Here is a 24,287-nt window from a genome sequence, read left to right as displayed (position 1 = left end):
GGGCCGCGTGACCGGTGAAGAGGCGCTGCGGCCCCAGTCCCTCATGCTGACGTTCCTGGGCGACCAGGTGCTCGGGCGGGACGTCTGTGTGTACTCGGGCAGTGTCATCGACGTCTTCGCGCGCGTGGGCGTCGGCGAGCAGGCGACCCGCTCGACGCTGACCCGGATGGTGAACCGCGCTCTGCTGCGCCGCCAGCGCGAGGGCCGCCGGATGTACTTCGGGCTGACCGAGCGTTCGGTGGCCGTCCTGCGCGACGGCGAGCACCGCATCTGGCAGACCGGCGCCGTCAACCGGCACTGGGACGGCAGCTGGACCCTGCTCGGCTTCTCGCTCCCGGAGTCCTGGCAGCGACAGCGCCACGACCTGCGCTCCAAGCTGACCTGGCACGGCTTCGGCCCGCTGTTCAGCGGCCTGTGGATCGCGCCGGGCGAGGTCGACGTGGCGTCCCTGGTGGCCGAGCTCGGCCTGTCCGCCCATGTGAAGGTGTTCCGCGCGCACGCCGACGCCGGCATGGACATCGGCGCGATGATCGAGGAGACCTGGGAACTGCCCGAACTGGCGGCGCGCTACGAGTCGTTCGTACGGCGCTGGCAACCGTGGCAGACACAGCTGCCGGACGCCGACGACGCCCTCGCGCTGCGGCTGCGGCTGCAGGCGGAGTGGCTGCGGGTCATCCGCCAGGACCCGCGGCTGCCGGTCAAGCACCTGCCGGACGACTGGCCCGCCGAACCGGCCGAGAAAACCTTCCGGCAGGTGTACGAGCGGCTCACACCCCTCGCGCGGAACGCCTCGGAACACCTCCTCGATCTCGTACCCGTACGGCCCCCGGAGGCCCAGCGACCGCAGCGGCCGTCGGGCGCCTGACAACCTGTCCGGTTCTGTCGCCTCGGGAGCCGGAAACATCCCCGCACACCGGGATGATCTGGGCCACCATGGGGGATAGGCCGTGGCACAGCCACACCACGCACCATCGCGATGGGGGCCTGAGGGGAGGCGACGGGTGCGGAAAGAGGTGTACTCGGGGGACGGCCGTCGATTAGCCGTGGAGATCAGCGGCGATCCGGGCGGATCGCCGGTGTTTCTGCTGCACGGCACACCCGGCAGCAGACTCGGTCCGGCGCCCCGGCCCATGCTGCTCTACCACCAGCAGGTCCTGCTCATCACCTACGACCGTCCCGGCTACGGTCCCTCGGACCCGCTGCCCGGGCGGACGGTCGCGCACGTCGCGGCCGATGTCGCCGCCATCGCCGACGCCCTGGGCTTCGAGCGTTTCGCCGTCGTCGGCCGCTCCGGGGGCGGGCCGCACGCGCTGGCCTGCGCGGCGCTGCTGGCGGACCGGGTGACCCGCGTCGCGGTGCTGGTGAGTCTGGCTCCGCGCGACGCCGACGGCCTCGACTGGTTCGCCGGGATGGCCGCCTCCAACGTCAGCGAGTACTCCAAGGCCCTGGCCAGCCCGGACCGGCTCGCGGCCAGCCTGCGCAAACGTTCCGTCGCCATCCGCTCGGACCCGGTGCGGTTGCTCTCCCAGCTGCGCCGGGACCTCACCGAGTCCGATCTGCGGGTGGTCGCCGACGCCGGTGTCCGGGCGATGCTGCTGCGCAACTACCGCGAGGCGCTGCGGGTGTCGGCGGACGGCTGGGTGGACGACGCGCTGTCGTTCTGCAGTCCCTGGGGGTTCAACCCGGCCGACATCTCCGTGCCGGTGCTGCTGTGGCACGGGGAGCAGGACGTCTTCTCCCCGCCCAGCCACACCCGCTGGCTGGCCGCGCGCATCCCCAGCGTGACCGCCATCCTCCAGCCGGCCGCGGCGCACTTCGGGTCGCTGCGCGTACTGCCGGACATCGTGACCTGGCTGCTGGGCGGCCGCCAGCCCGTGGCGACCGCCGGCCACGACTGACCGCACCGCCTCTCACACCGGCAGCGGCTCCAGGTCGCGGTGGATGCGTTTGCCCTCGCGGACGGTCACCGCGTGCGGATGCTCCTCGCCGAGGAGCTGGGTCAGTTCGGCGAGGGTGCTCTTCTTGAGCTCCTCGGCCTCCGCGGTCCGGCCCAGCATCCCGAGGGTGACGGCCAGGTTGGCACGCGAGACGACGGTGTCCGGGTGGCCGTGCCCGAGACCTGCCTGGAATCCGGCGACGGCCATCCGTTCCAGCTGCTCGACCTCGGCCAGCGCGTCCAGTTCCGCCAGCACGTTGGCGAGGTTGACGGCGCAGGCCAGGCTGTAGGGGTGGCGTTCGCCGAGCACCTCGCGCAACGTGGCCAGGTTCTCCTCCAGCAGCTCCCGCGCCTTGCCGACCTCGCCCGAACCGCGCAGGAAGATACCGAGGTTGTTGACGGCGGCCAGCGTCGCCGGGTGCCGCACGCCGGGTGCCATCCGGTACTGGGGCACGATCTCCTGAGCGAGGGCGACTGCCTCCTCCCGGGCGCCGGTGGCGTACAGGTCGGTGGCGTAGTTCAGGGTGCAGTCCAGGACATCGGGGGTGGTGGTGGGGATCTCCCGGGTGCGGTAGTACTCGCGGGTCTGGTGGGTGAGCGCGCGGGCCTCGGTGACCTTTCCGGCCTTGCGCAGGGAGACGGCGAGGCTCTTGGCGGTGCGCAGGGTTTCCGGGTGGGTCTCGCCGAACAGCCGCTGGTAGGCCTCGTAGCTGCTGCGCAGCAGCGAGATCGAGGTGGCGTACTCCCCCGTCTCACGCAGGTCGCGGCCCAGGTTGGTGGCGCTGAGCAGGCTGTGCGGGTGCTCGCTGCCCAGTTCCAGATCGTTGCGCCGGCGGTCGTAGATCTCCTGGTCGACGTCACGGGCCTCGGCGTAGCGGCCCAGCAGCCGCAGACAGACGGCGCGGTTGTTGTTGGCGAAGAGGGTGCGCGGATGGTCCTCGCCGAGGCTGTCCTTCAAGCCGTCGTATGCCTCGATGGCCAGTTCCAGGGCGTCCGCGAAACGGCCGATGCTGCCCAGGTCCATGGCCAGACCACTGCTGGTCATGAAGATGTGCGGGTGGTCGGCGACCAGCAGCACCCGCTGGCGGGCCAGCGTGTCCGAGCCCAGCCGCTCCGCCTCCACGTACTTGCCCAGCGAGCGCAGCACATTGGCGATGTTGGAGCCCAGGTAGAGGATCTGGGTGTGCAGGTTGGTCACATAGCTCTCCTGCTTGGCCAGCTCCTCGATGTCGTCGTCGTCCGCCCGGCCGGTCCTGGTCTTCGCGTCGGCGACCTTCTTCTCCAGCTCGGCCAGTTGCCCCCGGCGCGCGTTCAACAGGTTCTGCCACGCGGTCCGCAGTTCCTGCCCCAGGGCGAAGGCGGCGTTGAGGTCGCCCTGCTTCCACAGGTAGCGCACCCGGTCGATGAGCAGCTGCCGCGTCTCCGGCTCGTCACACCGGCTGGCCTCGGACGCCTCCAGATGCGGCCAGATGACAGCGAGCTTGGCGCGGGTGTCGGGGTCGTCGTCGTCGATCGGTTCCTCGCCCTTGGGGCGGTGGCCGGCCAGGACGCGGTGCACGACATGCTGCGCCTCCTCCTGCTCCCGGGGGCTCATCTGGGCGCGGATCACGGCTTGGACCAACCGGTGGACCTGGATGGACCGGGTGGCCCGGTCCACCTTGGCCAGGGCGAAGCGGCCGATCTCCCGGATCACCCGGCCGAGGACCATCCTCTCCCTGAGCGAAGGGTCGTCCTTGGCGAGGACGCGGATCATCTCGTCGCCGTAGAGCAGGTCCCTGGAGATCGGCTCGGCGGCGAAGAAGGCGCACAGCTGCAGCAGCCGTACGGCGGCCGGGGAGCGTTCCTTGAGCCGCTCGATGGAGACGTTCCAGGTGGCCGCCACCGGTTGCGGGTAGTTGGAGGGCTGGCTGAAGGACAGGACGAGTTCGGCCTGTTGTTCCAGTTCCGCCAGGTAGGTGTCGACCGACGTTCCGGTCGCGGCGAGCCAGGCTCCGGCCTGGTCGAGGGCGAGCGGCAGGTCGCCGACCGCCGCGGCGACCCGGTCGGCGTCCTCGACGCTGAGGTCGGCGGCCCGGCGCAGCAGATGCTCGACGCTCTCCTCACGCAGGAAGAGGTCGACCTCGATGGCCCCGAAGTTCTGCGACCAGTCCTGGTTGCGGGAGGTGACCAGGACATGGCCGTTGCCTCCGGGGAAGTGCCGGCTGACCTCCTGCGGCTCGTCGGCGTTGTCGAAGACCAGGAGCCAGCGCAGCGTGGAGCCGGACTGGCGCAGATGGTCCCGCACCTCCTGCGCGGCCTGTGCCGCCTCCTCGCCGACCCGCAGTCCGAGGCGGACGCCGAGCTCGGCGAGGGAGGAGATGACGAGCTCGTTGCGCTCGGAGGGGATCCACCACACCAGGTCGTAGTCGGGGGCGAACCGGTGCACGTACTCCAGCGCGATCTGTGTCTTGCCGACCCCGCCGAGGCCGTAGAGGGCGTACGGCGCCGGCGAGACGCTGGTGGTGCTGGAGCCGAGGCTGTCACGCAGCTTCTCCAGCAGGGCGCTGCGGCCGGTGAAGGAGGCGTTGCGGGGCGAGACGTTCCAGAACTTGGGCACGGTGCCCGGGAAGCGGGCCTCGGTGGACGGCCCGTCGGGCCGGCGCTCGGCGGGCAGGGCGGGCTTGCCGAGGGCGCGCAGCAGCACGCCGACGGCCTGTGTCTCGTCCAGCCGCACCAGGTCGGCCGAGGCGCGCTCGCTGAACGACGGCACCGGGCGGACGTCGCCGACCCGGACCGCGACCACCTGACGGCGGCCGGAGGGGTCGCCGCCGGTCACGGCGTCCCAGACCTGGCGGGCGCGCGCGGAGCGCTGGTAGGCGGCCGAGAGCACGACCACCGTGCGGTCGGCCGGCTTGTCGGCTCCGTCGCCCTCGCCGCCGACGTACTTCAGGTCCACCCGGTAGCCGGCCCGGGTGAGCACCGCGGCGATCCAGTCGGCCCACATCCGGTCCTCGGCCACATAGCTGAGGTGCAGGTCGGCCGGGAGCGCCGAACGGCTGCGGGTGAACGCCTTCTTGATGCCGAGGCGCACCTCCTCGTCCATGCGGGGCAGCGCTGTGACGGCCTGGTTGGTGATGACCGCGGTGAGCCGCTCGAAGGCCGCGAGCAGCGAGCCGGCGTTGCCGGCCTCGTCACCGAAGGTCGCGAGGGTCTCCTCGTAGGCGTAGTAGGGCCGGTACGGGATCTCCACCGAGCCCCAGTAGCCGGCGAGTTGGGCCTCGGTCATGCCGGTGGGGAACCGGTCGAACTTCGCCCGGGCGAGGGACCGGCCCGCATCGGCCTTCTCCTTCTCGCCCTCGTCGATGCGCATCGGGACGGGCAGGATGCGGATACGGCGGCTGCGCAGCCGTTCGTCGATGTGCCGGGCGACCGCGGCGGCGCCGTCGATGCTCTGGTCGCTGAGGGTGAAGCAGTCGACGAGGGTGTCGGGCAGGTGGGCGGTGCAGATGTCGGCGATGTCGGACAGGCCGGTGCGGCTGTCGATGAGGGCGTAGTCGTAGTGGTACCGCATCTCGTCGCGTAACGCGTCGAAGAACAGCCCGCCGCCGAGGCGTTCGTAGAAGTTGTCCCAGTCGAAGGTGGAGACGATCGCCGAGTAGTCGCGGTTCTGCCGGCCGGCGGAGACCAGGTCGAGGGTGCCCGGGGCGGGGAACGGCCAGTCCAGGGAGACGGCGTGGCGCTGGATGCGGGCGTACTGGCGGTGCCAGTCCGGGGGCCGGTGTTCGGTCTCGGCGGGGTCGGCGGCGGCCGCCCAGGCGTAGTCGGTGAGCAGGTCGATGACGCCGGTGGTGGCGCCGACGGTCGCCGGCTCGAGGAAGGGGTGGAAGAAGCGGTGCAGGCCGGGTGCCTCCAGGTCCCAGTCCACGGCGAGGACGCGTTTGCCGTTGGCGGCCAGGATCCAGGCGGTGTTGGCGAGGGCCATGGTCCGGCCGGTGCCGCCCTTGTACGAGTAGAACGTCACGACCCGGCCGTTTCGGCCTCCCGGTCGGTCAAGGCTGCTCATCGCGGTCTTCCTCCTCGGCATGCGGGCGGTGCACCGGTGGCGGGCTGTCCTGGTCCCCCGCGACGCTCAGCCGGAAGCGCCGGGTCCCCCGGCCCGGCGGCGGCTGGGCGGGGGCGTGTTTGAGGTGCTGGGTCGCGGCCCACTGCACGACACGTGGCAGCAGCGCGTCGAAGGACTCGTGGTCGGGGATGCCGCGGACGGCGGGCCGGCATGCCTGCTCCGCCTGGCTGACGGTGCGCGGCAGGGTCGCCGTCGTCTCGGCGGTCAGCGCTTGCTTGGCGTCCTCGCTGTCGGGGTCGTCGTCGTTCCACGGCACCACGAGGCCCGTCGCCGGGTGGTGGGTGGCGTCGAACTTGCCGAGCCGGGTGCGCTGTTCGGGATCGCGCAGCACCCAGCGGTCGAGCAGCACGACCTCCGGGCCCGTCGCCGCGGGGGATCCTCCCCCGGAGGGGGTACCCCCGGCCTCGCTGTGCCAGGTGTCGAAGGCCTGGATGTCGGGCCGGAAATCGAGGCGTTCGGCGATCTCGGCGGCCATCTCGGCCAGCGGTCTGGGGCATGCGGGCCGAAAGGGGGTCCAGTCGAGCGCCGTGGGGCCGTAGTAGTCGGGGCTGCGTCCCTCGGGCAGCCGGTCCAAGGAGCCCGCGGCCACGGTGATGCGCAGCGCGCGCCGGCTGCGCAGCGGCGCGAAGGCGTCGGGCTCGGTGTCCCAGGACGTGGACTCCCCCGGGTCGACGGCGACGTGCTTGCCGACCTCGATGATGCGCCGGGCCAGTTCCCACACGGCCGTCTGGTAGTGGCGGCGGTGGGAGCTGAGCTTCATCAGGCCGTACAGCCCGAAGTCGCGGTAGCGGTCGCCGAGTTCGGGGTGGGCGTACTGGATGTCCCTGATGGAGTCGGGGAGTTGGTGGTCCTCGACCGGCGCCCACAGGGCCGGCACGATCGCGCCCGGTGTGCCGCTGCGCCCCTCGGTCCGGAACCGGGTGGGCCGCCTGGCGAAGACGCTCCACTCCTTGCCGCACCAGGAGCTGTGGAAGTAGCGCGGTGAGTACAGCGGCACGAACACCCGGCAGGCGGCGAGCGCGCCGCCCAGCTCGGTCGTCCACAGCTGGCCCGCCCGCATCGAGCGGTCCATGTATCCGGCCGCACCGCCGGGCACGGTGGTCAGGTGCCGGATGTGATCGCACAGGTCGCGGAAGAGCCGGTGCACCCAGTGGTCGGGATCGCTGTTGTCGTTCTCGTCCCTGGGGGTGTGGGCGTAGCTGAGAAAGAAGTACGGCGCGGTCACGTCCGCCCGTAACACCGCCTTCGGCTCCACATGATCCCCCGATCCCGCCCCGTCCCCCCGGAGGCGTGGAGACTCAGTGTAGGAAGCCGGACGCGTTTTGCAGCCGCTCCGTAGCGCTCGGGCGGGGGCGTTTTCCGGCCAGCCATCCCCGGGCGAAGTCCACCGCCGCGCGCAGCGGCAGCGACCGGACCCGTGCCGGCCCCAGCCGCCCGTGCCGCACGGCGGGCGCGGGCAGCGTGGCGTCGTGCCTCTCGTACGCCGCCCCGAGGGCACCGAAGTCGCTGTCGTCCAGGTCGACGTCCTTGTACGACATCCAATGGCGCCGTCCGTCGCGCAGGACGACGCAGCGGTACTCCCGTCGGGGCGGGTCGGCGATCCGGTACTCGGCGAGGTGGAAGGCGCTGCACACCTCGTAGCCGACCCCGATCAGCAGCACCCGGGCGTCGGCGGTGTACAGCCGGGCGAGCGGCGAGCTTTCGCCCAGGTGGCATTCCTCGTCGTGGTCCGCCATCAGCCCCGCGGCCAGGGCCCCGACGGCCGCGAAGGAGGTCTGCGGATGGCTGCTGCGCACCGCGTCCGGCCTGCGTCGTACGGCCTCGGCCAGGCCTCCCATGCCCTGCGAAGGGGTGTGCCGGAGGTCGAAGGGCGGCATCTCCTCGCGGTAGGCGCTCAGTTGACTCACCGTCATGTCCCTGGTCCGGGCGCGGTATTGCGGTGAGGTGTCGGAGTTTCCGGCGGTGAACGCGGGGACGACCAGGGTGCCGTCGGGTCCGAGGGCGTGGAGCAGCGCGCCCAGTACGGCGTCGGCGGCCGCACCGACCCGGCGCAGGGAGGCGTGCACCAGCACGGTGGCGCCGCCCCGGACGCCCAGGGCGCCGAGGTCGCCCGAGCGAAGCCCGGTCCCGGTCATCCGGCGCCCCTGCGCATCCCGTCGGTGAACCGGCGGCCGAGCGCGGTCAGCGTGGGGGCGGCGGACAGCTCGTCCAGCCGGGCCCTGGTCCGCCGGGCCGACTCGGGGTCGGGGAGCAGGGCGTCGGTCGCGATGCGCGCATAGGTGTCGGCGAGCAGGTCGCCGGTGTGTGTGTCGGTCTCGTCGTACAGGTCGCACACATCGAGCAGGGCGTCGAGGACGCCGAGCCGGAAGCCGCGCACCAGATCGGCGGCGAGCCGCGCGGGATCGGGATGCAGAAAGGCCCCGAGCGCCGCGAACCCTCCGCCGGCCGAGGTCGCGCGAGGGTTCGCGGGACCGTCGAGGGGGGTCACCACCCGCACACCGGCGGCCATGGCGGGGGCCAGGCCGGGCAGTGCCTCGCGGATCAGCGCCCAGGCCTGCGACAGCCCGTGCCGCCACCGCTCGGTCTCCTCGTCCGTCAACCGCCCGGTGACGGGGGTGCCGTGGCAGTCGCGGTACGGGTCGATGTCGTCGAGCGCGACCTCCAGCCGGTCGGCCCGCAGCCGGCGCAGGGGCTCCCAGCCGGGGTCGTCGAGGTGATCCGGCGTCAACCGGACCGCCTCGGCTGCCGTAGCGGCAGGCAGCCGCCCCACCCCCGGGAGGTGGACGAAGCCGTCACGCACCGGCACCGTGATCCGGTCGACGGCGGCCGGGGGCAGCGCGGCGGCGGCCACGAGCGCGGCGAGATGGTCGGCCGGAGCGGCGCCGTCCAGACAGCGCACGGCCCAGGTCCGGGTATGGGGATGGGACAGCAGCGGCGTCAGCGGAGCATCGTCGCGTCGGCCGAGTTCCAGGGCCGTCTGCCAGGCGTGGGCCCACAACTCGCTCTCCCCACCCGCCTCTTGGCCGACCATGCTCAGCAGTTCGCGGGTGATCTCCTGGCGCGCCCGCGCCAACTCCGCCACGGCGGTTCCGTCGTCGCTGCCGTCGGCCAACGCGTCGAATCCCGCGACGGGCTGTCCGGCGTCGGCGCCGGTGCGGGCGTGGATCGACCTGATCAACGCTTCGAGGTCCGCACAGAACACTGACGGGTTGTCAAATTCCGTGCCGTCGCTGCGGTAACGGTGTGCGAAGAGCCCGCCCCCGCACGAGCGCACGACCGGACAGGACCGGCACGTCTCGCTCAGGCCGGCGAGGCCCTGCTGCCGGGCGGTGATGCCCGGATGGCGGGCCACTTCGTCAAGGCTGTGCCGGAAGACGTCCTCACCGGTGACGGGCGCGCCGTCGAAAGCGGTCTTGAGGGAGTCCGCCTGCTCGAACGTCCCGTCGGTCTCGACCACCACGACATCGGCGGGCGCGAGCCCCATGGCCTCGGTCAGGCTCGGACCGCCGCCCAGGGTACTGATGACCGAGTCGAACAACCGCACCGGCATCGGACGGTCATGAGCCTCCCACCGGTCGTAGACGGCCATCAGCCAGTCGGCGTAGGGCGTGCGGACGCCGGAGGGACGCAGCGGCGGTTCGTCCCAAGTGGCGTGCGGCAGCAGGAAGTCGATGCGCGGCGGTTCCTGAGCGGCCAGCCCGTCATAGACGGCGACCGGGTCGTTGCGTACGTCGACGGTGCACAGGAGCCCGGCGTAGAGGTGGCGGTAGCGTTTCTGGCGGAGCAGGGAGAGTGCCGCCAGCACCTTGTCGTAACTGCTGCGGCCACCGGCGTAACGGCGGTGCAGATCATTGGCCGCGCGGTCACCGTCCAGGGAAATTCCCACCCGGACGTCGAATTCGTCGAAGAGCTCGAGAAACCGACTGCTCAGCTGAATTCCATTGGTGTGAATCCGTAAGTCGAGCCGGGAAATCCCGTCCAGGGCACCCCGCAGCTCTGCGCAGACCCGGCGTAAGCGTGCCGGTCCGGCCAGGAGCGGCTCGCCTCCGTGCAGGATGACCTGCACGGAGGGCAGAGCGTGAGCCTTGGCGTGCTCCGCCAGACGCAGAGCGGTCCAGGAGATGACCTCGTTCGAGATCACTTTTGGCCTGGCGGTCCAGCTCTGGTCGGCATGCTCGTACACGTAGCAGTGATCACACGCAAGGTCGCACCGGCTGTGGACCTTGAGTACGAGTTGCCGAAGCGGAACCAGCGGGCTGGTCATGGTGAAAGACTCGACGTCATCCGATCGACGACTGGAAAGTGAGCGGGTTCGTCTTTCGGTTCCGGGTGGAGGAGAGGGCGCGGCGCCGACCGCGGGCGTTCTTCGGCTCGCACGGCGCGTCGAGACGCGGTGTGGCGGGGTGGGTGTCGGCGACGGCCGTCGACGGCGAAGTGATGCTGGCTCGCTTGATCACAGTGTCCCCTGGTCGGGAGAGCGGAAACGACGGTGCAGGTCGCCCTGCACCGTTGACGAGAGTCAAGACAGCACGCTATCGCGTGAGAGCGCGTCCGGGAGCCACTCGAAACCCGGCCAATCACTCTTCGCAGGTGACCGGCGTGCGCCAGGCGCCGTTCGAGTGAACCCCGTTCGGCCCTACGCGTAGAAGCGGGAGACGCTCTGCAGTACCGCCGCCGGCTTCGCCCCGCCCTCGATCTCGATCGTGCCGTCGACGGTGATCTGCGCCCCGCCGGGCACCTCCGCCACCTCGGCGAGCCTGCCGACGAGCCGTATGCGCGAGCCGACCTTGACCGGCGAGGGGAAACGCACCTTGTTCAGGCCGTAGTTGACCTTCGTGGTGACGCCCTGGACGTCCAGCAGCTCGGTGAAGAGGGGGATGAAGAGCGAGAGGGTGAGATAGCCGTGGGCGATGGGGGCGCCGAACGGCCCCTCGGCCGCCTTCTGCGGGTCCACGTGGATCCACTGGTGGTCGCCCGTGGCGTCGGCGAACGTGTTGATGCGCTCCTGGGTGATCTCGATCCACTCACTGGTGCCGAGGTCGCTGCCCGCGAGCTTCTTCAGTTCGTCGAGGCCGTTCACGGTGATGCTCATGGGGTTCCTTAACTCTTGCCGTAGCGGGTACGGACACGGGACTTGAGGAGTTTTCCTGAGGCGGTGCGCGGGAGTTCGTCCGCGAGCACCACCGATTTCGGGATCTTGTACTTGGCGAGCCGGCCGGAGAGGGACGCGAGGATCTCGTCCGGATCGAGCGCGGTGCCCTCGCGCGGCACGACGACCGCGCGCGGCACCTCGCCCCACTTGTCGTCCGGCACCCCGATCACCGCGCACTCGACGATGTCCGGGTGGGAGAGGAGCAGGTCCTCGATCTCGGCGGGGTAGATGTTCTCGCCGCCGGAGATGATCATGTCCTTGATGCGGTCGACGATGAACACGTACCCGTCCTCGTCGACGCGGGCCGCGTCCCCGCTGCGGAACCAGCCGTCGGCGAAGGAGGCGGCCGTCTCCTCGGGCAGGCCCCAGTAGCCGGGCATGACGTGCGGGCCGCGGACCACGACCTCGCCGGTCTCGCCGACGTCGACCGGCGCGAGGTCCGGCCCGACGACGCGTACGTCGCTGAAGAAGTGCGGTACGCCCGCCGAGCCCGCCTTGCTCACCGCGTGCTCGGCGTCCAGGAACAGCGTCCCCGGGGCCGCCTCCGTCATGCCGTAGCCCTGGAGGAAGGTCAGCCCGCGCTTTTGGTACGCGGCGATCAGCGGGGTCGGGACCGGGGAGCCGCCACAGGTGAGGATCCGCAGGGACGACAGGTCGGCCTGCGCCCAGCGCGGATGCCGGGCCACCTGGTCGAACATCGTGGGCACGCCGAACATGAAGGTGATCCGGTGCCGTTCGATCAGGTCGAAGGTGGCGTTCGGGTCGAAGGCCTCGACCAGTACGCAGGTGCCGCCCTTCAGCAGGACCGGCAGGGTCAGCATGTTCAGGCCCGCCGTGTGGAACAACGGCGCGGAGACCAGGGCGCGTTCCTCGGCGATCAGGTCGTGGTCGACGAGGACGTTGATCGCGTTCCAGGTCAGGTTGCCGTGGGTGAGCATCGCGCCCTTGGGTCGGCCGGTCGTCCCCGAGGTGTACATGATGATGCAGGTGTCGTCCGCGGTGACCGGCGCGTCGATCGGCTCCTCGGCGGCCGAGGCGAGCGCCGCCTCGTATTCGGCGCCCACTTCGATGTACGCACGGACATCGGTGCTGCCCGGCAGCCCGGCGACGAGTCCGGCGTGCGAGGGGCCGTAGACGAGGGCCTTCGCGCCGGAGTCGGCGAGCTGGTACGCGATCTCGGGGCCGGCGAGGCGGGTGTTGAGCGGGACGAAGACCGCGCCGAGCGTGCCGGCCGCGAACAGGGTCTCCAGGTAGGAGGGGTGGTTCGGGCCGAGGTAGGCGATGCGGTCGCCGCGGCGCACGCCCCTCTCGCGCAGGGCATGGGCGAGGCGTGTGGTGCGGGTGTACAGGGTGCCGTAGTCGATCGACGTCTCGCCGTGGATCAGGGCGGTGCGGCGGGGGGTCTTGCGGGCCCGGCGTGCGGGCCACGACCCCAGTCCCTCGTTGCGCATGTCACGCCCCTTACGGCTTCGTCAGCCCGAGCAGGCGGGCGGCGTTCTCCTTGAGGATCTTCGGCTTGACCTCGTCCTTGATCGACAGCTTCTCGAAGTCGGCGAGCCAGCGGTCCGGGGTGAGGACGGGGAAGTCGGAGCCGAAGAGCACCTTGTCCTTCAGCAGGGTGTTGGCGTACTGCACGAGCTGCGGCGGGAAGTACTTGGGCGACCAGCCGGACAGGTCGATGTGCACGCCGGGCTTGTGGGTGGCGACGGCGAGCGCCTCGTCCTGCCAGGGGAAGGACGGATGCGCCAGGATGATCTTCAGGTGCGGGAAGTCGGCCGCGACGTCGTCCACGTGGAGGGGGTTGGAGTACTTGAGGCGGATGCCGCCCCCGCCCGGGACTCCGGCGCCGATGCCCGTCTGCCCCGTGTGGAAGAGGGCGATCGTGCCCGTCTCCTCGATGACCTCGTAGAGGTCGTAGGCCACCGAGCGGTCGTTGGGGAAGAAGCCCTGGATGCTGGGGTGGAACTTGAAGCCCTTCACCCCGTACTCCTCGACCAGACGCCGGGCCTGCCGTACGCCCGCCTTTCCCCGGAAGGGGTCGATGGAGGCGAAGGGGATGAGGACGTCGGAGTTGGCGGCCGCGGCCTCGGCGACCTCCTCGTTCGGGACCGGCGGCGTGCCGGTCGCGGACTCGGCGTCGACCGTGAAGATCACGGCGGCCATCTTCCGCTCACGGTAGTAGGCGGCGGTCTCCTCCAGCGTGGGCTTGCGCTTGCCCTCGACCTTGAAGTAGGCGGAGGAGGCGTCGTGCAGGTCGTCGTCCAGGGAGGAGTGGCCCTTGGAGGACACCTCCGCGTGCGTGTGGACGTCGATCGCGACGAGGTCGTCGGGGTTCATAGAGGGGACCATCACGCCTCCGGGAACTTGGGCGCCGGGATGCCGACCGACTGGAGCTCGGCGCCGACCGAGGTGGGCCAGACATGGGCCAGGGTGTCGGGGGTCCAGCCGCCGTCGGCGTAGGCCGCCGCGATCTCCTGCGGATGCGACCAGAGTGCCACCTTGTCGCCGCCGACGCCGATGGCCTGGCCGGTGATGCCGCGGGCGGCCTCGGACGCGAGGAAGGGGACGAGGGCCGCGCAGTCCTCGGGAGTGCCGAAGCCCTCGCCCTTGCGCAGGAAGTCCGGCAGCGGCTCGCCGTTCTTCATCGCCTCGATGTACGGGGCGAAGGCGGGGATGGTCTCGGTCATGGCGGTCGCGGCGACCGGCACGATCGCGTTGACGGTGATGTTCGCGCGGCCCAGCTCCATCGACCAGGTACGGGCGAAGGCGGCGATGCCGGCCTTGGCGGCGGCGTAGTTCGTCTGGCCGAAGTTGCCGCGCTGGCCGGCCGGGGAGCCGACCAGGATCAGGGTGCCGCCCTCACCCTGCTCGCGCATGCGGACGGCGGCGGCGCGGGCACAGGTGAAGGTGCCCTTGAGGTGGGTGGTGATCACCGCGTCGAAGTCGTCGTCGGTCATCTTCCACAGGACCTTGTCGCGCAGGATGCCCGCGTTGGTCACCAGGATGTCGAGCCGCCCGAACTCCTCGACCGCGCGGTTCACCAGCCGCTCCGCGGCCTCGGTGGTGCCGACCGGGACGACCTCGGCGACGGCGGTGCCGCCCGCCTCGGTGATGGACTTCACGGCCGCCTCGGCCACGGCCTCGTCGACGTCGTTGACGACCACAGAGGCGCCATGGGCGGCCAGGGCGTGGGCGTAGGCGAGGCCGAGGCCCCGGCCACTGCCGGTGACGACGGCGGCCTTGCCGGTGAGATCGATGCTGGGCACGGGAGGGTCCCTTCGACGTGGGGTGCGGCTACGGGATCGAAGTTAAGAGCAATAATTGTTGTCGTCAATAGTTGTTGGTGACCTTCGGGTGCGTCATGCTGGAATCTGCACAGAGAAACCCCCGCCACCGGGGGCCGAGACCAGGGAGTCCGCCATCGCCCGCCAGCACGCCACGAACCCGGCACCCATCGACGCGAACGAACCGTGGATGCGCGGACTGCACGCGGACACGGGTTACCTGCTGTACCGCCTGGGCCTGCGCTCGGGCCAGTTGTTCAACACGTTCCTGCAGGAGTCGGGACTGCGTCTGCGCCACTACGCGGTGCTGCGCTTCCTCGTGACGTCCGACGGGGCGCTCCAGCGCGAGCTGAGCGCACAGCTCGGCTACGACCCGAGCGCGATCGTCGGCTCGTCGACGACCTGGAGAAGCTGGGCTTCGCCGAGCGCCGCCCCTCCCCCGACGACCGCCGCAGCCGGATCGTCGTCCTCACCGCCGAGGGCCGCACCTTCCTGCGGGACACCGACGAGGCGGGGCTGCGGGTGACGAACGACCTCCTGGACCCGCTGGACCCGGCCGAACGGGAGACCCTGCACGGTCTGCTCCAGCGGATCGTGGAGGACCGGCCGGTCTAATGTTGTGCAACTTATTGACGGCTGCACGATGACTGCCTAACTTCACCGGGGCATCGGCACCGGCCTCAGGGAGCTCAACGTGCAGCCGTCCCCTCCGTCCGCCCGTCAACCGTCCCCCGACACCCGCCAGTTGCGCCGCGTCGCCCTCTCCGGACTGCTCGGCACCACGGTCGAGTTCTACGACTTCCTCGTGTACGGCACGGTCGCCGCGCTCGTCTTCGGCGATCTGTTCTTCCCCCGGGCCGACCCCGCGGTCGGCACCATCGCGGCCTTCGGCACCTTCGCCGCGGGCTATCTGGCCCGCCCGCTGGGCGGCATCGTCTTCGGCCACTTCGGCGACCGGATCGGCCGCAAGTCGATGATGCTGCTGACCATGGTCCTGATGGGCTGCGGCAGCTTCCTCATCGGCCTGCTGCCCACCTATGACGCGATCGGCGTGTGGGCGCCCGTCCTCCTCGTCACCCTGCGGGTGGTGCAGGGCCTCGCGATCGGCGGCGAGTGGGGCGGCGCGACCCTCATGGTCGTCGAGCACGCCGAACGTACCCAGGGCGCCCGGCGCGGCCTGTGGTCCAGCTTCACCCAACTCGGCGCGCCGCTCGGCTCGGTGCTGTCGGCCGGCGTGGTCACGCTGGTCTCCGCACTGCCCGACGACGAGTTCCGCGCCTGGGGCTGGCGGGTGCCGTTCCTGCTGAGCATCGTGCTGCTGGCCGTCGGCCTGTTCGTACGCCTCAAGGTCGCCGAGAGCCCGCTGTTCGCGCAGGCCAAGCGGCAGCCGGAGCCCGGCCGGCCGCCGGTCGTGGAGGTGCTGCGGCGCCCGAAGCCCGTGCTGCTCGCCGCCTGTGTCGGCATCGGCGCGTTCACCGCCCAGTCGCTGCTGACCGGGTTCATGATCTCGTACGCGGTCGGCCACGGATACAGCCGGCCGCAGGTGCTCACCGCCGTGACCGTCGCCTCCTGCGTGGCCCTGGTGGTCCTGCCCGCCGCGTCCGCGCTCTCCGACCGGGTCGGCCGGCGCCCGGTCGTCCTGGCCGGCGCCGTAGCCTCGGCCGCGCTCGCCTTCCCCGTGCTGGCGCTGGTCGACTCCGGCTCCCCCGGGCTGCTGATCCTCGCCCTCGCCCTCGGGCACGGCGTCGCCCAGTCCACGATGTACGGCCCGCTCGGCGCGCTGCTCAGCGAGATGTTCGGCACCCGGGTCCGCTACACCGGCGCCTCGCTCGGCTACCAGGCGGCCACCCTGCTCGGCGCCGGGTTCTCGCCGCTGATCGCCAGCAGCCTCCTCGCCTCGTCCGGCGGCAGCAGTACGCCCGTCTCCCTGCTGCTGTGCGGCGGCGCTGCGATCACCGCGCTCACCGTGTGGCGGCTGCGCGAGACGCACACCGACACGCTGGACGCCCCCGGCTCCCCCGCCCAGACCCCCACACCGGAAGGGACGCTCCGTTGAGATTCCGCACCCGCATCGCCCTACTGACCGTGGCTGCCGTGTGCACGGCCGGCGCGATCACGCTCCCTGCACAGGCGACGACCGACACTCACCTGGAGGGCAAACTCCCTTCTGGCGCCGCGTACTTGATGGACGTACCCGCCGACTGGAACGGCACCGTGCTCCTCTTCAGCCACGGCTACCGCCCCGCAGGCTCGCCCAGCCCCGGCGAGGACTCCCCCGACTCCACCACCCGCGACAAGCTCCTGGCCGAGGGATACGCACTGATCGGCTCCTCGTACGCCACGAACGGCTGGGCGGTGACGGATGCCGTGCCCGACCAGCTCGCCACCCTCGACCTGTTCACGGAGAGGTTCGGCACGGCCGGGCGGACGCTCGCCTGGGGCCGGTCGTACGGCGGCCTCGTCACGACGGCCCTCGCCGAGCGGCACGCCGACCGCTTCGACGGATCGCTGTCGATGTGCGGGCTGGTACAGGGCGGGGTGGCCAACTGGAACAGCACCCTGGACCCGGTCTTCGCCCTGAAGACCCTGCTCGCGCCGGGCGCGGACATCCCGCTCACCGGGTTCGCCGACCAGGCGGCCGCGGTCGCCGCAGCGAACACGCTCGCCTCGAAGACCAGCGCGGCCCAGCAGACCCCCGAGGGCCGCGCCCGCATCGCCCTCGCCGCCGCGCTGCACAACATCCCGGGCTACAACGACGCCACGCAGACCAAGCCGGGCCCGACCGACTGGCAGACCCAGCAGGCCAACCAGTACACGGCCGTCACCGGGCTCATCGGGAGGCCCGCGTTCAGCTGGCGGCAGGAGGCGGAGAGCCGGGCCGGGGGCAACATGTCCTGGAACACCGGGGTCGACTACACCGCGATGCTCGCCCGCTCCCCGCTGTACAAAGAGGTGACCGAGCTCTACAAGGAGGCGGGACTGTCCTTGCGTACCGACCTCACCGCCCTGAACCGTGCACCCCGGATCTCGGCCGACCCCGCGGCCGTAGGGTGGATGCGGCACACCAGCGCCTTCTCGGGCCGGCTCGCCGACCCCCAGCTGAACATCCACACGACCGGCGACGCGCTGATCCCCGTCCAGGCCGAGAGCGCCTACCGGCGGGCCGCCACCGCGGCGGGCTCCGGCGCCCTGCTCAGCCAGGCCTACGTCGACGCTCCCGGCCACTGCACCTTCACCCCGGGCGAGATGCTCGGCGCCCTGCACACCCTGGAGCACCGGCTGGACACGGGCCGCTGGGACGCCTCGCCGCAAGCCCTCAACTCCCGTGCCCAGCAGGAGGATTCGACGACCGAGCCGCGCTACGTGACCTACCGCCCCGCCACCTACCCCCGCCCGTACGACCTGGCCCATCCGGGAGACGCCCGGCCATGACCACCCGCTCCGCGCCCGACCGGCTGCTGTCCGTACTCGGGGCCTTCGACCTCGAGCACCCGGCGCTGTCCCTGACGGACATCAGCCGGCGGGCCGGGCTGAGCCTGACCACCGCGCACCGGCTCGTGGCCGCCCTCACCGAGTGGGGCGCCCTGGAGCGGGACGAGGCCGGGCTGTACCACGTCGGCCTGCGGCTGTGGGAGGTGGCCGCCCTCGCGCCGCGCGGGCTCGCGCTGCGGCAGATCGCGCTGCCGTATCTGGAGGACCTGTACGAGGCGACGCACGAGAACGTGCAGCTGGCGGTCCAGGACGGGCCCGAGGTCGTCTACATCGAGTGGCTGTCGGGGCGGTCGGCGGTCGGCGTGCACATCCGGGTCGGAGCGCGCTGGCCGCTGCACGCCACCGGGGTCGGGCTGGCGCTGCTCGCGCACAGTGACCCCGGCTTCCAGGAGGAGTACTGCGCCGGGCCGCTCGCCTCCTTCACGCCGCACACCGTCACCGAACCGGCCCGCCTGCGCCGCGTGCTCGCCGACGTACGCCGCACGGGGGTGGCGGTCAGCAGCCGCCAGGTCACCGACGACGCCCTGTCGGTGGCCGCACCGGTGCGCGGCCCGGACGGGTCGGTGATCGCCGCCGTCTCCGTCGTCGTGCCCCAGGCCGACGCACAGGTGCCGGTGCTGGTGCCGGCGGTACGGCTCGCGGCACGCGGCATCTCACGGGGGCTGGGGTGGCAGCCGGAGAAGGACGCGTAGGCGAGCTCGCGGGCCTACAGGCGGACGGTCATATCCACGGCCACCTCGTCGCCGGATCCGAGACCCTGCGGCGCCCGTACCGCGTTCTTGAGCGGGAGCAAGTAGCCGCCGTCCTTGGGGAAGAGGGACGTCGCGAAGGCGATCTCGCCGACCCTGGCCTCGACCGGGATCACGCCCCAGCCGTACGTGGCCATCGCGGCCACCTCCCGGATGTCGGCGGCCACCTCGTCCGGGACCCGGACGAAGTAGTAGGGCGCCGGACCGCGCCATTCGATCACCGCGCCGGTGAAGGCGAGTTCCATACGGTCAGGACCTCTTCTCTCCCAGGTCGTCCTCACAGGAATCTCAGACTGCCGTGCCGGGATTCAAAGGATCAACCCAGGAAGAACCTGCACGATGCACGCGTACCGCAGCAGAACTCAGGAAGGCGTGCCGTGGGCGTCCCGCACATATCGAACCCGTCGGAGCAGCAGCCGGGAAGGTGGTCCCGTCGCGGGGTGCTCGCCGTGCTCGGGGTGGTGCCCGCCGCGGTGCTGACCGGGTGCGGCGGGTCGGCGGACGCGTCCTCGGCGTCGCAGAACGCGAAGTCGGCGGCGTCCGCGCAGGCCTCCGCGAAGCTGCCGACGATCACGGTCACGCCCGCCGACGGCACCGAGAAGGCCGCCTTCACCAGCCCTGTCGAGATCACCGTGGCCGACGGCACGCTCGCGTCCGTGAAGGCCACCGGCGACGACGGCTCCGCGCTGGAAGGCTCCTTCGACGAGGCCCGCGCCAAGTGGACCTCGGACGGCAACCCGTACTCAGGCACCGAGTACGCCGTCACGGCCACGGCGGCGGGCGCATCGGCGGCCACGACAGCGGCCTTCACCACCAGGTCCCCCGGCGAGACCTTCGTCGGCTACTTCACGCCCGAGGCCGGCTCCACCTCCGGCGTCGGCATGCCCGTGTCGATCAACTTCACGCACGCCGTCGCCGACAAGGCAGCGGTCCAGAAGGCGATCACGGTGACCGCCGAGCCCGCCGTGGACGTCGTCGGCCACTGGTTCGGCGACACCCGGCTGGACTTCCGGCCAAAGAGGTACTGGGCGGCCGGGACGACCGTCACGCTCAGCCTCCGGCTGAAGGACGTCGAGGGCTCGGACGGTGTCTACGGCACGCAGTCCAAGGACGTCACCTTCCACATCGGCCGCGAGCAGATCAGCACGGTCGACCTCGCCACCAAGCGGATGACGGTCGTCCGGGACGGCGAGACCGTCGCCACCTACCCGGTCAGCGGCGGCGACCCCGAGCACACCACCTGGTCCGGGATCATGGTGATCAGCGAGCGGTTCCGGCAGACGCGGATGGAGTCCTCGACGGTCGGGCTCGGCGACGAGTACGACATCTCCGACGTCCCGCACGCCCAGCGGCTGACCACGTCCGGCACGTTCGTCCACGGCAACTACTGGGCGTCCACGTCGGTGTTCGGCGACGAGAACACCAGCCACGGGTGCATCGGCCTGCACGACGCGAAGGGCGCGAGCGACCCCTCGGTCGACGGCTACAAGTTCTACGACAGCTCGATGCTCGGGGACGTGGTCGTCGTCAGGACCTCGGGCGAGCGGACCGTCGATCCGGCCAACGGGCTCAACGGCTGGAACCTGCCGTGGGCGGACTGGCAGGCGGGGAGTGCGCTTTAGCACGTATACCCCCGTTCATGGCGTGAACTCCCCCGGCCCGAAAGCACTTTCCTTGCTTTAACTCTTGACGACCACGGTTACGGAGAGCACATTGGGCGCAATTTGAGAGCGCTCTCAAAGACATCTGACACCCGCGCACATCACTCCGTACCGGGAGGCACCCCCCCATGAGTGCAACCTCCGGCATACCCAGAAGGCGACGCGCGCTCATCGCCGTACTCAGCACGCTCGGTCTGGCGGCCGCGGTCGCCACAGCCGCCACCCTGCCCGCGAACGCCTCCGCGCCCACGCCCCCGTCGGGCTGGACGCAGGTCTTCCTCGACGACTTCAACGGCTCCGCCGGCACCGGCGTCAACACCTCCAACTGGCAGTACGCGACCGGCACTTCGTATCCGGGCGGCCCCGCCAACTGGGGCACCGGCGAGGTCGAGACGATGACGAACAGCACGAACAACGTCGCGCTCGACGGCAATGGCAACCTCCGTATCACCCCGCTGCGCGACTCCGCGGGCCGCTGGACATCGGGCCGCATCGAGACCAACCGCACCGACTTCCAGCCCCCGTCCGGCGGCAAGCTGCGCGTCGAGGCCCGCCTCCAGATGCCCAATGTCACCGGCACCGCCGCCGAGGGCTACTGGCCGGCGTTCTGGATGCTGGGCGCGCCCTACCGGGGCAACTACCAGAACTGGCCGAGCGTCGGCGAGCTGGACATCATGGAGAACGTCCAGGGCCGCAACACCGTGTGGGCCACGATGCACTGCGGGACCAACCCGGGCGGCCCGTGCAACGAGACCACCGGCATCGGCAACTCCACGGCGTGTCCCGGCTCGACGTGCCAGTCGGCCTTCCACACCTACACCATGGAGTGGGACCGCTCGGTGAGCCCCGAGACGATCCGCTTCTTTGTCGACGGCACCCAGTTCCACTCGGTCAACGCCGGCCAGGTGGACGCCACGACCTGGACCAACGCCACCAACCACGGCTTCTTCATCATCCTGAACGTGGCGATGGGCGGCGCCTTCCCGGACGCCTTCGGCGGCGGCCTGGACGGCGACACGCGGTCCGGCGTGCCGATGGTCGTCGACTACGTCCAGGTGCTGTCGGCCGGTGGGAGCGGTACCACACCCCCGCCCACGGGCAACCGTGACGCGTACAGCGCCATCCAGGCCGAGTCGTACGACAGCCAGTCCGGGAGCAGCACCGAGACCACGTCCGACACCGGCGGCGGCCAGAACATCGGCTCGCTCGCGAACGGGGACTGGGCCCTCTTCAAGGGCGTCAACTTCGGCTCCACGGCGGCCACCCAGTTCAACGCCCGAGTCGCGAGCGGTGCGGCGGGCGGCGTCAGCGGACTGGTCGAGGTACGCCTGGACAGCCGTACCGCCACGCCTGTCGGCAGTTTCTCGGTGGGCAACACCGGGGGCTGGCAGTCGTGGCGGACGATTCCGGCGAACATGAGCTCCGTGACCGGCACCCACGATGTCTATCTGACCTTCACCAGCGGTCAGTCGGCGGACTTCGTGAACGTGAACTGGTTCAACTTCGGTCACTGAGTGGTGAGTTGACGATGCCCCGCGAGGCCGGTGCGGTCTCGCGGGGCATCAGCCGGTCATGACCCCTCTCCCACCCGTCACCCCAGATAGGCGGGGGCGACGGCGGAGTTCATCAGGCGGCGGACCGTGCCGGTGCCGTCGGCGGGGACGGTCCACAGGTCCGAGCCGTAGTCGCCGGGGAGGGCGTAGACGAGGGTGTCGTGGTCGGCCCACAGGGCCTGGTCGTCGATGTTGCGCGACTCGGCCGTCGCGGTCTCCTTCATGGTGCGCAGGTTCAGGACGTACAGCCGCCAAGGGGCGTCCGGTGAGGCGCCCTTGACGCGTTTCTTGTAGGCGATGCGGGTGCCGTCGGGTGAGAGGGAGGGGCACTCGACGTTGCGGTGCAGGGTGGTCAGGGTGCGTGCGGTGACGTCGCCCCGGACGAGGTAGGTCTGGCCGCCGGTCGCCAGCGTGGCGTAGAAGCGGTGGTCGTCGGCGAAGGTGACGCCCCAGATGTTGGTGTCCGCCGCGTGGTAGGAGTGGCCGTCCTTGATGACGTGGAAGGTCTCCAGGTTGTCGTCGATCGTCCAGGTGCGGGTGTCGACGATGGCGGTGCGGGTGGAGAAGTTCGTGCCGGCGTAGGAGTCTCCGCTGACGAAGACCGTCCAGGCGACCAGGTGGCCGGAGGGCGAGACCCGGGCCCGGGTGGGGATGCCGGCCGCCGGGAAACGGTGCCGTTCACGCAGGTGCGCGTCGAGGACCACCGCGCGGTAGGTGTCCTCCAGGGGGCCGTGCACGGACTGCAGGCAGATGCCGGTACCGGCTGCCGCGTGGAAGCGCAGGCACTTCACTCCCGAGGCGGTGCGCGGGCCCTGCGGATCGTCGGCGGGCACAGTGGCGATCTCGTCGCGGTGCGGGCCCCAGGCCAGGTTGCGTACCAGCAGCCGGCGTTGGGTCGTCGGCCGGAGCGAGACGGTACCGGCCCGCACGGTCGGACCGTCCGCCTGCTGCTCGTCCCGCATGCCCGAGCGGTGGGCGGCGTACAGCACCGATCCGGTGCCGACCGCGCCGAGCAGCACGACGGCGGCCAGCAGGATCAGCAGGCGGTTGGTTCGGGTCATGCGGGCACCTCATCGATGGTTGCGGGCACCTCATCGGTGGTACGGAGGACGAACGCGGCCACGACGGCACTGACGGCCAGGGCTGCGGCGGTGACGGCGAGCGCGGCCTGCCCGCCCCACAGGCTCCAGGCCGCGCCGAAGGCGAGCGAGCAGGCGAACCGGGCCAGCGCCTGGCCGGTGCCCACCAGTGCCTGTCCGGCGCCCTGGTGCTGTGCGGGGACCGCCCCGGCGGTCGCTGCCGCGAGGACTCCGTCGGTGGCCGCGTAGAAGGTGCCGTGCAGGACGAGGACGGCGATGACGGCCGGGACGCCGTGCCACGGGGAGAGCACCAGGCCGTAGCCGAGCAGCAGGACACCGTGGCCGGCCAGGAAGAGCCGGCGGCGGTTGACGCGATCGGCGAGGGCGCCGAGTGGGACGGCGAGGAGGAGGAAGACGGCCGCCGTGCCGAGCGGCAGGAGCGGGAACAGGTGGGCGGGCAGGTCGCCTTCGCGCTGGAGCAGCAGGTACAGGAACGAGTCGCTGACGGTGGTCAGACCGAGCAGGACCGCGCACACCGTGAGCCGGCGCAGTTCCGGGCGGCGCAGCAGCCCGATCGCGTCACGCAGCGCGGGCGGCCGGGCCGACTCGGGCTGCCGTACGGCGTCGGCGGAGGCGACGATGTGGCGGGGCACGAAGAGGACCAGGACCAGGACACCGAGTACGGCCACGCAGCCGCTGACGGCGAAGACCGCGTCGTAGCCGTCGACGGTGGCCCGCAGCACGGCGAAGGCGACGAGCGGGCCGAGCAGCGCGCCGGTGGTGTCCATGGCGCGGTGCACACCGAACGCCCGTCCCCGGTGCTCGGGTTCGGTGGCCAGCGAGATCATCGCGTCCCGGGGAGCGGTGCGCAGCCCCTTGCCGGTGCGGTCGGCGGCGAGCACGGCGCTGATCACGGGGAGGGTGTGGGCGAGCAGCAGCAGGGGCTTGCACAGCGCCGACAGGCCGTAGCCGATGCCTGCCACGACCTTGTGCCGACGGCCTCCCCGGTCGGCGAGGTGGCCGCCGGCCAGCCGGACCAGGGCCCCGACGCCGTTGTTGATGCCGTCGAGGAGCCCGAAACCGAGCGGGGACAGGCCCAGGCCCGCGACCACGTACAGCGGCAGGACTGCCGTGACCATCTCCGAGGAGATGTCCGTGATCAGGCTGACCGCACCCAGGGCCAGCACGGCGTTGGGCACGGCGGCCGGCCGCCGCCCCGGACGGGTGTCCGGGGCGACGGCGGCCTTGGTGCTGCGGGAGTCCGCGAGATACACGGGCG

At 71.3% G+C, this 24,287-nt stretch carries 18 protein-coding genes and 1 pseudogene; 8 read left to right on the top strand and 11 right to left on the bottom strand.

The window, feature by feature from the left end; genetic code table 11:
* Positions 1-7: 7 nt before the first annotated feature.
* Positions 8-865 carry a PaaX family transcriptional regulator C-terminal domain-containing protein gene (locus tag AB5J49_RS40715; protein WP_369173907.1) on the top strand — a complete coding sequence of 286 codons (858 nt, stop codon included), beginning with the start codon at positions 8-10 and terminating at the stop codon, positions 863-865.
* A 136-nt stretch (positions 866-1,001) separates the two neighbouring features.
* Positions 1,002-1,898: an alpha/beta fold hydrolase gene (locus tag AB5J49_RS40710; protein ID WP_369173906.1), complete on the top strand. Its 897-nt coding sequence runs from the start codon at positions 1,002-1,004 to the stop codon at positions 1,896-1,898.
* 12 nt (positions 1,899-1,910) lie between these two features.
* Here AB5J49_RS40710 and fxsT read toward each other — a convergent pair whose 3' ends face one another.
* From fxsT to AB5J49_RS40670, 8 genes are all read right to left on the bottom strand, one after another.
* Entirely contained in the window at positions 1,911-5,978 is a 4,068-nt protein-coding gene (gene fxsT / locus AB5J49_RS40705) for an FxSxx-COOH system tetratricopeptide repeat protein (RefSeq protein ID WP_369173905.1), read from the bottom strand.
* On the bottom strand, positions 5,965-7,278 hold the full coding sequence (locus tag AB5J49_RS40700; RefSeq protein WP_369173904.1) for a TIR-like protein FxsC: 1,314 nt from the start codon (positions 7,276-7,278) through the stop codon (positions 5,965-5,967). The genes fxsT and AB5J49_RS40700 overlap by 14 nt, the downstream gene beginning before the upstream one ends.
* 58 nt (positions 7,279-7,336) lie before the next feature.
* A complete protein-coding gene (locus AB5J49_RS40695; RefSeq protein ID WP_369173903.1) occupies positions 7,337-8,173 on the bottom strand; it encodes an aminoglycoside N(3)-acetyltransferase in 837 nt (278 codons plus the stop codon).
* On the bottom strand, positions 8,170-10,302 hold the full coding sequence (locus AB5J49_RS40690) for an FxsB family cyclophane-forming radical SAM/SPASM peptide maturase (RefSeq protein ID WP_369173902.1): 2,133 nt from the start codon (positions 10,300-10,302) through the stop codon (positions 8,170-8,172). Before AB5J49_RS40690 ends, AB5J49_RS40695 begins: the two co-directional genes overlap by 4 nt.
* A 372-nt stretch (positions 10,303-10,674) precedes the next feature.
* Positions 10,675-11,130, bottom strand: a complete 456-nt coding sequence (locus AB5J49_RS40685; RefSeq protein ID WP_369173901.1) for a MaoC family dehydratase — start codon at positions 11,128-11,130, stop codon at positions 10,675-10,677.
* Between the two features lie 8 nt (positions 11,131-11,138).
* Positions 11,139-12,641 carry an o-succinylbenzoate--CoA ligase gene (menE, locus tag AB5J49_RS40680; protein ID WP_369173900.1) on the bottom strand — a complete coding sequence of 501 codons (1,503 nt, stop codon included), beginning with the start codon at positions 12,639-12,641 and terminating at the stop codon, positions 11,139-11,141.
* A 10-nt stretch (positions 12,642-12,651) separates the two neighbouring features.
* A complete protein-coding gene (locus AB5J49_RS40675) occupies positions 12,652-13,527 on the bottom strand; it encodes an amidohydrolase family protein (protein WP_369173899.1) in 876 nt (291 codons plus the stop codon).
* Between the two features lie 11 nt (positions 13,528-13,538).
* Complete coding sequence (locus AB5J49_RS40670) at positions 13,539-14,456, bottom strand: SDR family NAD(P)-dependent oxidoreductase (RefSeq protein WP_369173898.1); 918 nt, start codon at positions 14,454-14,456, stop codon at positions 13,539-13,541.
* 208 nt (positions 14,457-14,664) lie between these two features.
* Between AB5J49_RS40670 and AB5J49_RS40665 the strand changes: the two are divergent.
* From AB5J49_RS40665 to AB5J49_RS40650, 4 genes and pseudogenes are all read left to right on the top strand, one after another.
* Positions 14,665-15,089: pseudogene (locus tag AB5J49_RS40665) on the top strand (MarR family winged helix-turn-helix transcriptional regulator).
* 79 nt (positions 15,090-15,168) lie between these two features.
* Complete coding sequence (locus AB5J49_RS40660; RefSeq protein ID WP_369173897.1) at positions 15,169-16,530, top strand: MFS transporter; 1,362 nt, start codon at positions 15,169-15,171, stop codon at positions 16,528-16,530.
* Positions 16,527-17,906 carry a prolyl oligopeptidase family serine peptidase gene (locus AB5J49_RS40655; protein ID WP_369173896.1) on the top strand — a complete coding sequence of 460 codons (1,380 nt, stop codon included), beginning with the start codon at positions 16,527-16,529 and terminating at the stop codon, positions 17,904-17,906. Before AB5J49_RS40660 ends, AB5J49_RS40655 begins: the two co-directional genes overlap by 4 nt.
* A complete protein-coding gene (locus AB5J49_RS40650) occupies positions 17,903-18,658 on the top strand; it encodes an IclR family transcriptional regulator (RefSeq protein ID WP_369173895.1) in 756 nt (251 codons plus the stop codon). Before AB5J49_RS40655 ends, AB5J49_RS40650 begins: the two co-directional genes overlap by 4 nt.
* 14 nt (positions 18,659-18,672) lie before the next feature.
* On the opposite strand, the gene AB5J49_RS40645 is transcribed toward AB5J49_RS40650, so the two are convergent.
* Complete coding sequence (locus AB5J49_RS40645) at positions 18,673-18,960, bottom strand: DUF1905 domain-containing protein (RefSeq protein WP_369173894.1); 288 nt, start codon at positions 18,958-18,960, stop codon at positions 18,673-18,675.
* 132 nt (positions 18,961-19,092) lie between these two features.
* Between AB5J49_RS40645 and AB5J49_RS40640 the strand changes: the two genes are divergently transcribed.
* Together AB5J49_RS40640 and AB5J49_RS40635 are read left to right on the top strand one after the other, a co-directional pair.
* On the top strand, positions 19,093-20,337 hold the full coding sequence (locus tag AB5J49_RS40640; RefSeq protein WP_369173893.1) for an Ig-like domain-containing protein: 1,245 nt from the start codon (positions 19,093-19,095) through the stop codon (positions 20,335-20,337).
* A gap of 167 nt (positions 20,338-20,504) precedes the next feature.
* Positions 20,505-21,890, top strand: a complete 1,386-nt coding sequence (locus AB5J49_RS40635; RefSeq protein WP_369173892.1) for a glycoside hydrolase family 16 protein — start codon at positions 20,505-20,507, stop codon at positions 21,888-21,890.
* 77 nt (positions 21,891-21,967) lie between these two features.
* Here the strand turns inward: AB5J49_RS40635 and AB5J49_RS40630 are convergent, their stop codons facing one another.
* Both AB5J49_RS40630 and AB5J49_RS40625 read right to left on the bottom strand, forming a co-directional pair.
* Complete coding sequence (locus AB5J49_RS40630) at positions 21,968-22,990, bottom strand: TolB family protein (RefSeq protein ID WP_369173891.1); 1,023 nt, start codon at positions 22,988-22,990, stop codon at positions 21,968-21,970.
* Entirely contained in the window at positions 22,987-24,282 is a 1,296-nt protein-coding gene (locus AB5J49_RS40625; protein WP_369173890.1) for an MFS transporter, read from the bottom strand. Before AB5J49_RS40625 ends, AB5J49_RS40630 begins: the two co-directional genes overlap by 4 nt.
* Between the last annotated feature and the right edge of the window lie 5 nt (positions 24,283-24,287).

The sequence above is a fragment of the Streptomyces sp. R28 genome (assembly GCF_041052385.1).
GTDB lineage: Bacteria > Actinomycetota > Actinomycetes > Streptomycetales > Streptomycetaceae > Streptomyces.
Note: the sequence above shows the minus strand (reverse complement) of the source record. Positions and strands in the feature narration are given on the sequence as shown.

Coding starts and splice junctions, on each gene's coding strand:
- fxsT (WP_369173905.1), bottom strand. CDS start 5,978: ATGAGCAGCCTTGACCGACCGGGAGGCCGAAACGGCCGGGTCGTGACG.
- AB5J49_RS40695 (WP_369173903.1), bottom strand. CDS start 8,173: ATGACCGGGACCGGGCTTCGCTCGGGCGACCTCGGCGCCCTGGGCGTC.
- AB5J49_RS40690 (WP_369173902.1), bottom strand. CDS start 10,302: ATGACCAGCCCGCTGGTTCCGCTTCGGCAACTCGTACTCAAGGTCCAC.
- AB5J49_RS40685 (WP_369173901.1), bottom strand. CDS start 11,130: ATGAGCATCACCGTGAACGGCCTCGACGAACTGAAGAAGCTCGCGGGC.
- menE (WP_369173900.1), bottom strand. CDS start 12,641: ATGCGCAACGAGGGACTGGGGTCGTGGCCCGCACGCCGGGCCCGCAAG.
- AB5J49_RS40675 (WP_369173899.1), bottom strand. CDS start 13,527: ATGAACCCCGACGACCTCGTCGCGATCGACGTCCACACGCACGCGGAG.
- AB5J49_RS40650 (WP_369173895.1), top strand. CDS start 17,903: ATGACCACCCGCTCCGCGCCCGACCGGCTGCTGTCCGTACTCGGGGCC.
- AB5J49_RS40645 (WP_369173894.1), bottom strand. CDS start 18,960: ATGGAACTCGCCTTCACCGGCGCGGTGATCGAATGGCGCGGTCCGGCG.
- AB5J49_RS40635 (WP_369173892.1), top strand. CDS start 20,505: ATGAGTGCAACCTCCGGCATACCCAGAAGGCGACGCGCGCTCATCGCC.
- AB5J49_RS40630 (WP_369173891.1), bottom strand. CDS start 22,990: ATGACCCGAACCAACCGCCTGCTGATCCTGCTGGCCGCCGTCGTGCTG.